This is a genomic window from Oscillibacter sp. UBA6647 (assembly GCA_002455655.1).
Classification (GTDB): domain Bacteria; phylum Bacillota; class Clostridia; order Oscillospirales; family Oscillospiraceae; genus Oscillibacter.
Genome location: DKLF01000044.1, coordinates 21,440 through 32,759 on the forward strand (window position 1 = coordinate 21,440; position 11,320 = coordinate 32,759).

The window sequence follows — 11,320 nt, forward strand, 5'->3', positions numbered from 1 at the left end:
GCGGAAAAACAATGCAGAAAATAAAGGAAGTTTTTTGGAATACAGGCGGAAACATCATTTATCTGGCCGCCACATGGCTGATGACCGTGGTGGTGGTCCGGCTGGCGAATTTTGAAGCCGCCGGCGTGTTTTCGCTGGCCATGACCATCACCGCCGTGTTTTACTGCATCTCCATGTTTGGAATGCGGTCCTTTCAAGTGTCCGATGTGACCGGAGAGTTCAGCGATCAGGTGTATTTTTCCTCTCGCATCATCACGGCCGCAGTTGGTATGGCGCTGTGCTTCCTGTACTGCTGTCTCAGCGGATACTCCGGATATCAAATCGGCGTGGTTCTGCTCTATATGCTGTTCAAAACGGTGGAGGCCTTTTCGGACGTCAGCTATGGCTTTTTTCAGAAGTACAATCACTTTAATTATATTTTCTGGTCGTTGACAGCCAAGGGGATCGTGTCCATCCTGCTGTTTTCTTTGGTTCTTTATTTCGCTGGAAATCTCCTCATCACCCTGCTGGTGATGACACTTGGGGCCGGTGCAATCTATGCTTTTTATGATCTTCGGCATAGCAGACGGCTGGTGGATTCCTTTTTGAGCAGGGATTCCTCTCAGATATGGAAACTCCTGTCCGCAACGCTCTTACTGATGGCTGTTCATCTGGTGACGCCTGTTTTGATCGCCATCCCCCGCGTTTATTACGAGGCGCATTTCGGTTCGGAGCTATTTGGGTATTATTCTTCCATCTCAGCTCCAACCGTTGTGATATCCACCTTTGTGTCCTGCGCAATGATGCCTTTTCTGCCAAGATACGCCGAATATCAGATTCAACAACAGCAAAAGCGGGGCTATCAATTGCTGGTTGGCACGGTCGGATTCACCATTGTTTTCGGTGGGATATGCTATCTGCTGAGCCTTTGGATGGGGGATTGGGCGTTGTCCCTTCTGTATACGCCTGAGATTGTGCGGCACGCGGCTATTTTACCCAGTATCGTGGTTTCCACCACGTGCTCTGCACTGGTGATGTGCCTCAATTCGTTTTTTATCGCCACCAGGAGGATGAAAACCTTGATGGTACTTCTTCTGATCGGCTGCGGAGCCTCTTACCTGTTCACGCCATTTTTAATCGAACAGTTTGCCATGGCTGGCATTAGCTACACACTAACGGTTTCTCAGTGTATTCAAGCTGGATGTATGTTCATATTGGCTTGTATTGAAATAAAAAAATGGAATCTACCAAAAAAGGAGAATAACGATGTTTGCTGATATGACTGAACAACAGGCAAAAGAAAAAATTCTGGAGCTGACGGCAGAATACTGCCGCACCTATCGTCAGCCCAAGACATACCACGACGGCGACCGGATCGCCTACGCCTCCCGGGTTTACGATGAGGCGGAAATGGTCAATCTGGTAGACAGCGCGCTGGAATTCTGGCTGACCTCCGGGCGCTATACCGAGGAATTTGAGAGGAATTTCGCGGCGTTTCTGGGCGTGAAGTACTGCGCGCTGGTGAACTCCGGCTCCTCTGCCAACCTGAACGCCTTTATGGCGCTGACCTCGCCGTTGCTGGGCGAGCGCGCCGTGAAAAGGGGAGATGAGGTCATCACTGTAGCGGCAGGCTTTCCTACCACCGTGGCGCCCATGATTCAATACGGCGCCATTCCCGTGTTTGTGGATGTAACCATTCCCCAGTACAACATCGACGTCACCCTGCTGGAACAGGCCGTTTCCCCCAAAACCAAGGCGGTTATGATTGCCCATACACTGGGCAACCCCTTTGACCTGACAGCCGTCAAGCATTTTTGCGACAAGCACAAACTCTGGCTGATCGAGGACAACTGCGACGCGCTGGGCTCCAAATACCTCTACGAGGGGGAGGAGCGCTACACCGGCACGGTGGGCGACATCGGCACCTCCAGCTTCTATCCGCCCCATCACATGACCATGGGCGAGGGCGGCGCGGTCTACACCAGCAATCCTCTGCTCAACCGCATCATTCGTTCCTTCCGGGACTGGGGACGGGACTGCGTATGCCCCCCCGGCCACGACAATCTGTGCGGCCACCGCTTTGACAAGCAGTACGGCACGCTGCCGCTGGGCTATGACCACAAATATGTCTACTCCCACTTCGGCTACAACCTGAAGGCCACGGATTTGCAGGCGGCCATCGGCTGCGCCCAGTTGGAGAAATTCCCGTCCTTCATCGCACGCCGCCGCCACAACTTCGACCGGCTGAAGGCGGTGCTGACACCGGCGGCGGACAAGCTGATCCTGCCGGAGCCCTGCGCCGGCTCCCAGCCCTCCTGGTTCGGTTTTTTGATCACCTGCCAAAGCGCTCAGGCAAGAGAGAAGCTGATCATCGCGCTGGAGTCCGCCAACATCCAGACCCGGATGCTCTTTGCGGGCAACCTCCTGCGCCACCCCTGCTTTGACCAGATGCGGGAAAGCGGCGAGGGCTATCGCGTGGTGGGCAAGCTGAAAAACACCGACATCATTACCTCCCAAACCTTCTGGGTGGGGGTGTACCCGGGTATGACCGACGAAATGATTGACAAGATGGCTGCGGTCATCCTTGTAAATTGTGACTAAAGGAGAAACCCTATGAAAGTATTGGTAACTGGCGCAGACGGTTTTATCGGAAGCCATCTGACGGAAGAACTGGTGAAATCCGGTGCAGAGGTCCGTGCCTTTGTGTACTACAATTCCTTCAATTCCTGGGGTTGGCTGGACAGTCTGCCCAAGGAGATTAAAGATCAGATTGAAGTAGTGGCCGGTGACGTCCGGGATGCCAACTTCATCATGCACGTCATGAGGGGCATTGACTGCGTGTACCATCTGGCGGCGCTGATCGCCATTCCCTTCAGCTACTATGCCCCCGACGCCTATGTGGACACCAACATCAAGGGCACACTGAACGTCCTGAATGCCGCCCGAGAGTTGGGCACCAAGCGGGTGTTGGTGACCTCCACCTCCGAGGTGTACGGCACCGCCCGGTACGTCCCCATTGACGAAAAGCACCCCTATCAGGGACAGTCCCCCTACTCCGCCACCAAAATCGGCGCCGACCGCATGGCCGAGTCTTTTTACCGCAGCTTCGACATCCCGGTGACCATTGTGCGACCGTTCAATACTTACGGACCCAGACAGTCTGCCCGTGCCGTCATCCCCACCATCATCTCCCAGCTGATTGCCGGTGTGGAGGACATCAAGCTTGGCTCCCTGACCCCCACCCGGGACTTCGTGTTTGTCAAGGACACCGCCCGGGGCTTTATGGAGCTGGCCAAGTGCGACGCCGCCATCGGCCGTGAGGTAAACATCTCCACCATGCGGGAGATCTCCATCGGGGACTTGGCGCAAAACATGATCGACCTCATCAACCCCAAGGCAAAGATCGTCTGCGACGAGCAGCGGATCCGCCCGGATAAGAGTGAGGTCAACCGTCTTCTGGGAGACAACAGCCTGCTGTACTCTCTCACCGGCTTCAAGCCCGAGACCCCCATTGAGGTGGGCCTGCAGCGCACGGTGGAGTTCATTCGGAACAATCTGTCCGTGTATAAATACGACCAATATAATCTGTAAAACCACAGATCACCAAGTAAAAGAGGGTACGCTTTATGAAAAAAAGAGTTGCGGATACCATCATGGAAATCCTGGTGGAAAACGGAATCACCACCTGTTTTGGCGTGGTGGGCGGCGGCGCCATGCATCTGGACAATGCGCTGGGACTGAACGACCAGATTGAAAAGGTGTTCAACCACCACGAGCAGGCCAGCGCCATGGCCGCCGAAGCCTATGCCAGAGTGACGGGAAAGATGGCGGCGGTTTGCGTTACGAGCGGCCCGGGCAGCACCAACGCCATCACCGGTGTCATGGGTTGCTATCAGGACAGTCTGCCCATGCTGGTGATCAGCGGGCAGGTGCGGTATGAGACCACCATGGCTTCCGTGCCGGAGCTGAAGCTGCGCTATCGGGGCGTGCAGGAGTTTGATATTGTCAACTCCGTGCAGAACATGACGAAATACGCCGTGATGCTGCAGGACCCTCTTTCCGTGCGCCGTGAATTGCAAAAGGCCATTGATCTGGCCATGAACGGCCGTCGCGGCCCGGTGTGGATCGACGTGCCGCTGAACGTGCAGAGTACGCTGGTGGAGGAGTCGGAGCTGTATCCCGTCCAGCCCTGCACTGAAGTGCTGCTCACCATTTCCAAGGAGGAGATGGTGGAACTGCTGGCCACCCTGCGCAGCGCCAAACGCCCCTGCATTCTGGCAGGCAACGGCATTGCCAACAGCGGAAATCTGGCGGCCTTCCGGCAGTTTATGAAGGAAACTGGCGTTCCCGTCATCGCCGCCGCCATTGCAGGCGATGTGTGCTATCGGGAATACCCGCTGTATTTCGGACTCTCCGGCACCATCGGCCCCCGCCCCGGTAACTTCATTCTGCAAAATGCAGATGTGATCGTAAGCCTCGGCTGCCCGCTGGGCTTCAAAACCACCGGCTTTGCACAGGCGGACTTTGCCCCCAAGGCGAAAATCCTCATGGTAGACATTGACGACAACGAGTCCAGAAAGCCTGGCGTGCGGGTGTCCAAGCTCTATCAGAGCGATTTGAAGAACTTCTTTGCCGTGGCGCAGTCCGTGGATTGCAAGGTACCGGTGGCAGAGGACTGGGTTGCCTATTGCCGTCATCTCAAGGAGCATTTTTCCGTGTTTGAAGGCGCGGAGGGCGTGCAGCCGGAGGAGCGGGTCTGCTCCTATCAGTTCTGGAAGGAGTACGAGAAGTACGAGCCGGGGGACAACATCTCTATTCTGGGCAACAACACCGCCAACAGCGCCAAGCTGCAGATTGGCGTGCTGAAAGAGCATCAGCGGATTGTTGCCAATAACAACTGCGGATCCATGGGCGCTGATTTGCCGGAGACCGTGGGCGCTGCCATTGCCGTAAATCAACCGATTACTTGTCTCACGGGTGACGGCAGTGTGATGATGAATTTGCAGGAGCTGCAAACCATCGCGCAGTATCATCTGCCGGTGAAGCTGGTAATTTTCGAAAATGATGGGTACAACGCCATTCGCCAGACGGCGAAGAACTTCTTCCACGGCATGGAGGTGGGATGCTCATCCAAGAGCGGCATCAGCTTCCCGTCCTTTGAAAAAATTGCCGATGTTTTTGGTTTCCCCTATCGCAAATGCAGCACCAATGCAGAACTGGGGGAGGCGCTGGAGTGGCTGTACGCCACGGAGGGCTACGCTCTGTTGGAGGTTTCCCAGCGCCTGGACGACCCGGTGAGTCCCAAGGTCATGTCCCGGCAAAGGGCGGACGGCACCTTTGAAACGCCGGCCCTGCAGGATATGTATCCCTTTATTGACAAAGCGGAATACGACTCCCTGATGCTCTGGTAAGAAACGAGGAATTAGAATGAAAAAGGTACTGGTTGTCGGCATGGGCTCCATGGGAAAACGACGAGCCCGCCTGTTGAAACAGATCGACCCGGAGATGGTGGTGTGCGGGGTAGACGCCAATCCCCAGCGAGCAGAGGAATCTCTGGGCAGGGAGTTTGATGTCTCCTACGTGGATTTGGAGGCGGGAATTCGGGAATTTCAGCCGGATGCGGCCATTGTTTCTACCTCTCCGGCCTCTCACCATCGCATCATTCCCACGCTGTTGCAGCATGGACTCCATGTGTTCACGGAGCTGAATCTCATCTCTGACGGCTACGAGGAAATGATGGCGCTTGCGGCGGAAAAAAACCGCAAGTTATTTCTCTCCTCCACGTTTCTGTATCGCAGAGATGTGCAGTATATCCAGCAGGCTGTGAATGGAAAAAAGGTGAACTACCACTATCATTCCGGCCAGTTTCTGCCGGATTGGCACCCTTGGGAGAGCTATAAAAATTTTTTCGTAAGCAATGCCGCCACTGATGGCTGCAGAGAAATCTTTGCCATAGACATGCCTTGGATTCTTTCTGTCATGGGGCCTGTCAAGGAGATTTCCGTGCTGTGCGGCAATCTGACGGATCTGGAAATCCGGTATCCGGACAACTATCTGTTGCAGATGGTGCATGAAAACGGCACAAAGGGCACCATCGCCGTGGACATTGTGTCCCGCAAGGCGGTTCGTTCGCTGGAGGCCTACTCCCAGGAACTGTATCTTAAGTGGGAGGGCAACCCCAACGAGCTGTATTCCTGTAATCTGGAAACCAAAGCCATGGAGCAGATCAAAACCTATGACGAGGTGGAGCGGAACCAGGGCTACCGGAATAACCAGAACATCATCGAAAATGCCTATGAGGAGGAGCTTCGCACCTTCTTTGGTGTCATCGAGGGAACGGCGACGCCGCGGTATACCTTTGCGGACGACAAGAAAACGCTGGCACTGATCGACCAAATTGAGGCGCAGGCCAGAATGGTTTAGGGGCGAGCAACAATGAAGATCTGTTTTGTGGGGCTTGGCTCCATCGGAAAGCGACATTTTGAAAATCTGATTGCGTATGGAAAGCAGCACGGCCTCCCTCTGGAAGTGCACGCTCTGCGAAGCAGTCACAGCCAGCAGCCCCTCCCGCCGTTTGTGGAGCAGCATCTTAGCCGACAGGTTTCCGATGCAGGCGAGCTGGATGAACGCTACGATGCCATCTTTATCACCAATCCCACCTATCTCCACTATGAAACCTTGATGCAGTTGGGCAATCGGTCGCGGTATTTCTTTCTGGAAAAGCCGGTGTTTGACCGGCTGGACGTGGATTTGCCCGCCATTCCCTTTGTGCCGGATGCCGTGTGCTATGTGGCCGCGCCCTTGCGGCACTGCGCCGTTTTGCAAACGTTGAAGCGTCTGGTGCCGCCGCAGGATGTCTACTGCGCCCGCGCCATGTGCTCTTCCTATCTGCCGGATTGGCGGCCGGGCGTGGATTACCGCAAGGTGTACAGCTCCAAAAAGGAAGAGGGGGGCGGTGTGTGCATCGACCTCATTCACGAGTGGGATTATCTCACCGACTTCTTCGGTTTTCCGCTCGAAAGTCACCTGCTCGCCGGCACCTTCTCCGATCTGGAGATCACCAGCGAGGACTTGGCGGTGTATATCGCGCGGTATCCGGACAAGCTGGTGGAGCTGCATCTGGACTATTTTGGGCGGGAGACCCGACGGGGAATCGAGCTGTTCACCAAAGAACGCACCATTTACGGCGACATTACCAATGCCCGTATTTCTTTTTCCGACGGCACGCCCCCCATCGACTGCTGGGAGGAACACAACGCAATGTATGAAAACGAGATGGCCTATTTTCTGCCTCTGGTCTTGCAGCAGGCGCCCCGCACCATGAACAGCATCGACCATGCCATGCGGGTGATGAAATTAGCACAGGGAGAACACGCATGAAACAGATTTTCTTGACCGGCGCGGGCCCCAGAGGGTTCATCGGCCGCAATCTTAAAGAGTATCTGGCAGGGGAGTACCACCTGCTGACCCCCTCCAGCCAGGAGCTGAATTTATACGATTACGACGCGGTGGCGCGATACATGGACAGCCATCAGATCTCCCACATCATCCACAGCGCCAACCACAGCCCAGTCCACTGCGGCTTGGAAAATGCCATGCAGTATGACCTGCAGATGTACTATCATCTGCAAAAGTTTGCCCCCATGGTGGACAAAATGCTCTACTTCGGCAGCGGCGCGGAGTACGACAAGCGGACGGACGTATCCATGGTGCGGGAGGAGCAGATCGGCGAAACCGTACCCGCGGACTACTACGGCCTGTATAAATACATCCTCAACGAGGACGCGAGAAAATCCAAGAACATCTACAATCTGCGGCTGTTCGGCATTTTCGGGAAATACGAAAACTGGGAGCTGAAATTTCTCTCCAACCTCTGCTGCAAGGCGGTGTTCGGTCTGCCGATGACGGTGCGGCAAAATTGCAAGTTTGACTTTTTGTACATCGACGATTTCCCGGCCATGGTGAAATGGGCGCTGGAAAGCGACCTGCGCTATCACGACTATAACATCTGCACCGGTCAGCCGGTGGAGTTGGTGGAGCTGGCGGAGCTGGTGCGCAAGGTCAGCGGCAAGGATCTGGAGTTGACCGTTTTAAAGGACGGCTGGAATCTGGAGTACACCGGAAGCAATGCGCGGTTGCTGGCGGAATATCCATCGGTTCACTATACCAAAATGGAGCAGGCCATTGCGGAGCTGTATGCCTATTACGCGTCCATTAAAGATACCATTGACCTCAATAAACTAACAAAAAGCCGCTGAGATCGGCCAAGACAGGAGTGTACAAGCATGGGTCATTTTATTCCGTTGTCCATCCCCAATTTGAATGGAAATGAAGAGAAGTATGTGGTAGAGGCCGTGCGATCCCAGTGGGTTTCCACCGCAGGAGGCAGCATTAAGGAGTTTGAGGAAAAATTTGGCGCTTATCTGGGCATGGACACGGCCTGTGCCTGTCAGTCCGGCTCCGCCGGTCTGCATCTGTGCCTGCGTCATTTCGGCGTGGGGCCGGAGGACATCGTTCTTGTCCCCACCCTGACCTTCGTCGCCACCGTCAACGCCGTGATGTATCAGTCCGCCACCCCGGTGTTTTTTGACTGTGACGAGCATCTTTGCATGGATGCAAAACAGATTCAGACGTACATTGACGCCCGTTGCACCTTTGCACAGGGCGCTTTGACCGAGACCGAAAGCGGCAAAACCGTGAAAGCCATTGTGCCTGTTCATGTGTTCGGCGACCTGTGCGACATGGACGCCATCATGGACATTGCGGAGAAGTACCATCTGGTGGTCATCGAGGATGCCACCGAGGCGCTGGGCTCCGTGGTCAGCCACGGCCGCTATGCGGGAAAGCAGGCCGGTACCATCGCTCATGCCAGCGTGTTCTCCTTCAACGGCAACAAGATCATCACCACCGGTGGCGGCGGCATGGTGGTCTCCAACGACCCGGCCACGGTGGAGCATATCCGCTACCTCTCCCAACAGGCCAAGGACGATGTGATGTATTTCGTCCACGAGGAGTACGGCTATAACTACCGCATGACCAATTTGCAGGCGGCACTGGGGCTTGCCCAGCTGGAACAGTTGGAGGGTTTTCTGGAGACTAAGCGGAAAAACTATGCGCTCTATCAAAGCCTGCTGAAGGACGACCCCACGGGAACCATTCTGCCCTTTGGCGCGGAGCAGGCCAACGATTGGTTCTACTCTTTTTGCCTGCACACCCCCTCGGCGGAAAAACGGGACGCTCTGCTGCAGTATCTGAACCAGAATCAGGTGCAGGTGCGGCCGATTTGGAAGCTGAACCACCTGCAAACGCCTTTCCGAGGCTATTTTGCCATGCCCACCCCCAAGGCGGAGGATTTCTATGCCCGCATCGTCAATCTGCCTTGCAGCACCAATCTTTCGGAGGAGGATGTGCGGGCGGTGTGCACGCTTATCGGGGCGTTCGCCTAAATCCTGAGAAGGAGAAGGAACATGGAACTTTCAAAGCTGTGTGTCCGTCCAAACTGCACGGTGAATCAGGCGGTCAAGTGCATTGACGAAGGCGGCAAAAAGATGATTTTCGTGGTGGATGACGCCCGGACGCTTCTGGGCATTTTCACCGACGGAGATATGCGGCGGTATATGCTGGCCAAGGGGGATTTCACCGCCCCTGTGGGCGCGGTAATGAATAAAACGCCCGTTACTTACCCCGTGAAGCAAAAGGCGGACGCCTTGGAAAGCATGGAGCGGGAGAAGTGCGTCGGTATTCCGCTGGTGGACGAGCAGGGGCGGCTGGCAGACGCCATTTTTTGGAACGACCTGCCCGGCGAAGCTCCCATCCACCGGTTTCAAAAGCCCCTGCCTGTGATCATGATGGCAGGGGGGAAGGGGACGCGGCTGTATCCCTATACCAAGGTACTACCCAAGCCCCTCATCCCCATCGGGGAGCTTCCCATCGCCGAGCATATTATGAATCGTTTCTATGCTTACGGCAGCGAGGACTTCCATCTTATCATCAACTATAAAAAAAGCATGATTAAGGCCTATTTCAACGACGTTCCCCACCCTTATCAGGTGCATTATGTGGACGAGTCGGAGTTTTTGGGTACCGGTGGCGGACTGTCCCTTTTGAAGGGACAGATTCACGACACCGCCATCGTCACCAACTGCGACATTCTGCTGGACTGCGATTACTCCTGCATTTACGACTACCACAAAGCGTCCGGCAATGTAATCACCATTGTCTCCGCTATGAAGAATGTCACGATTCCATACGGCGTGATCCGTATGCGGGAAAACGGACAGATCGCCGCCATGCAGGAAAAGCCGGAATTTTCCTATCTGGTGAATACGGGGATTTATTTCATTGAGCCCCGCGTGATTGAGGAACTGGAGGAAAACCGCTTCATCGGGATGCCGGAGGTGGCGGAAGCGTACATCCAAAAGGACCTTCCGGTGGGCGCCTATCCCATCAGTGAAAAGAGCTGGATGGATATGGGGCAGATGGAGCAGATGGAGCAGATGTGCCGTCAGCTGGGCGTGAGTATGTCATAGGAGGGTTGGAAAAATTGACTGTGCAGGAGGAACTGCTGCGATGAAAATGATTTTTATGGGAAGAAAGCAAAGTGGCGCAGAAATGCTTTCATGGACAATCTCTCAGGGCGTGGAGATTGTAGGCGTTGTCACAGACGCTCACATTCCCTCGTCGCCCACGATGGCTGTGGCAAAAAAGCATGATCTCCGTCTGATGTCCATGGAAGAGGCAGAGGAGGAAATGGGCCGGGATGAGAACTTTGCGGATGTGGTCGTCTCCTATTTGTTTTGGAGAAAATTAAAGCATCCTCTGATCGATGTGCCCCAATATGGCTGCATTAATTTTCATCCTGCCATTTTACCGGACTATCGCGGACTTGCAGGCTACAACGTTGCCATTTTAAACAAGTTGCCGGAATGGGGAGCGACCGCGCACTATGTAGATGCGTCAATCGACACCGGCTCTATTATCCGCGTGTATCGCTTTCACTTCGATTATCGCTTTGAAACAGCCTTCTCTTTAGAGAAGAAAACCCTGCTTTTGCAGCAGGACCTTTACAGAAGCGTCGTTGCAGACGTGATAGAAAAGGGTCGGCTGGAGGCCCAAAGACAAAGCCGTGAGAGCGGCCTGTATATTAATAAATTCCAGATGCTGGAAATGATGAGAGTTCTGCCAGGTGATGATGTGGATACGAAGATTCAGGCCTTCTGGTTCCCCCCGTATTCAGGGGCTTATGTTGAGATCGGGGGAAAACAATATACGCTGGTCAATGATTTTATTTTGAACGGCCTTGCCGGTGAAACCCAGACATTTCAGAAATAACGAGGGATAT

10 protein-coding genes are annotated in these 11,320 nt (G+C 54.6%); all 10 read left to right on the forward strand.

Annotated features, from left to right (window positions below):
- Positions 1-11: 11 nt before the first annotated feature.
- From B2W96_RS03590 to B2W96_RS03635, 10 genes are read left to right on the forward strand one after another with little or no spacing between them, the layout of a single operon-like run.
- The gene (locus tag B2W96_RS03590; RefSeq protein ID WP_293008629.1) at positions 12-1,256 is read left to right on the forward strand and encodes a lipopolysaccharide biosynthesis protein; all 1,245 of its coding nucleotides are present in this window, start codon (positions 12-14) and stop codon (positions 1,254-1,256) included.
- Positions 1,246-2,580, forward strand: coding sequence for a lipopolysaccharide biosynthesis protein RfbH (gene rfbH, locus B2W96_RS03595; RefSeq protein ID WP_293008631.1), 1,335 nt, complete (start codon positions 1,246-1,248; stop codon positions 2,578-2,580). The genes B2W96_RS03590 and rfbH overlap by 11 nt, the downstream gene beginning before the upstream one ends.
- Before the next feature lie 12 nt (positions 2,581-2,592).
- A complete protein-coding gene (locus tag B2W96_RS03600) occupies positions 2,593-3,570 on the forward strand; it encodes an NAD-dependent 4,6-dehydratase LegB (protein ID WP_293008633.1) in 978 nt (325 codons plus the stop codon).
- A 35-nt stretch (positions 3,571-3,605) separates the two neighbouring features.
- Positions 3,606-5,390 (forward strand): thiamine pyrophosphate-binding protein, encoded by a 1,785-nt coding sequence (locus B2W96_RS03605; RefSeq protein ID WP_293008635.1) that lies wholly within the window; start codon positions 3,606-3,608, stop codon positions 5,388-5,390.
- A gap of 16 nt (positions 5,391-5,406) precedes the next feature.
- Complete coding sequence (locus B2W96_RS03610; protein WP_293008637.1) at positions 5,407-6,402, forward strand: Gfo/Idh/MocA family protein; 996 nt, start codon at positions 5,407-5,409, stop codon at positions 6,400-6,402.
- Positions 6,403-6,414: 12 nt separating this feature from the next.
- Positions 6,415-7,359, forward strand: a complete 945-nt coding sequence (locus B2W96_RS03615; RefSeq protein WP_293008639.1) for a Gfo/Idh/MocA family oxidoreductase — start codon at positions 6,415-6,417, stop codon at positions 7,357-7,359.
- Complete coding sequence (locus tag B2W96_RS03620; RefSeq protein ID WP_293008641.1) at positions 7,356-8,237, forward strand: NAD-dependent epimerase/dehydratase family protein; 882 nt, start codon at positions 7,356-7,358, stop codon at positions 8,235-8,237. Before B2W96_RS03615 ends, B2W96_RS03620 begins: the two co-directional genes overlap by 4 nt.
- 27 nt (positions 8,238-8,264) lie before the next feature.
- Positions 8,265-9,425 carry a LegC family aminotransferase gene (locus B2W96_RS03625; RefSeq protein ID WP_293008643.1) on the forward strand — a complete coding sequence of 387 codons (1,161 nt, stop codon included), beginning with the start codon at positions 8,265-8,267 and terminating at the stop codon, positions 9,423-9,425.
- 21 nt (positions 9,426-9,446) lie between these two features.
- Positions 9,447-10,508 carry a sugar phosphate nucleotidyltransferase gene (locus B2W96_RS03630; protein ID WP_293008645.1) on the forward strand — a complete coding sequence of 354 codons (1,062 nt, stop codon included), beginning with the start codon at positions 9,447-9,449 and terminating at the stop codon, positions 10,506-10,508.
- A gap of 40 nt (positions 10,509-10,548) precedes the next feature.
- On the forward strand, positions 10,549-11,310 hold the full coding sequence (locus B2W96_RS03635) for a formyltransferase family protein (protein ID WP_293008647.1): 762 nt from the start codon (positions 10,549-10,551) through the stop codon (positions 11,308-11,310).
- The last annotated feature ends 10 nt before the right edge of the window (positions 11,311-11,320 follow it).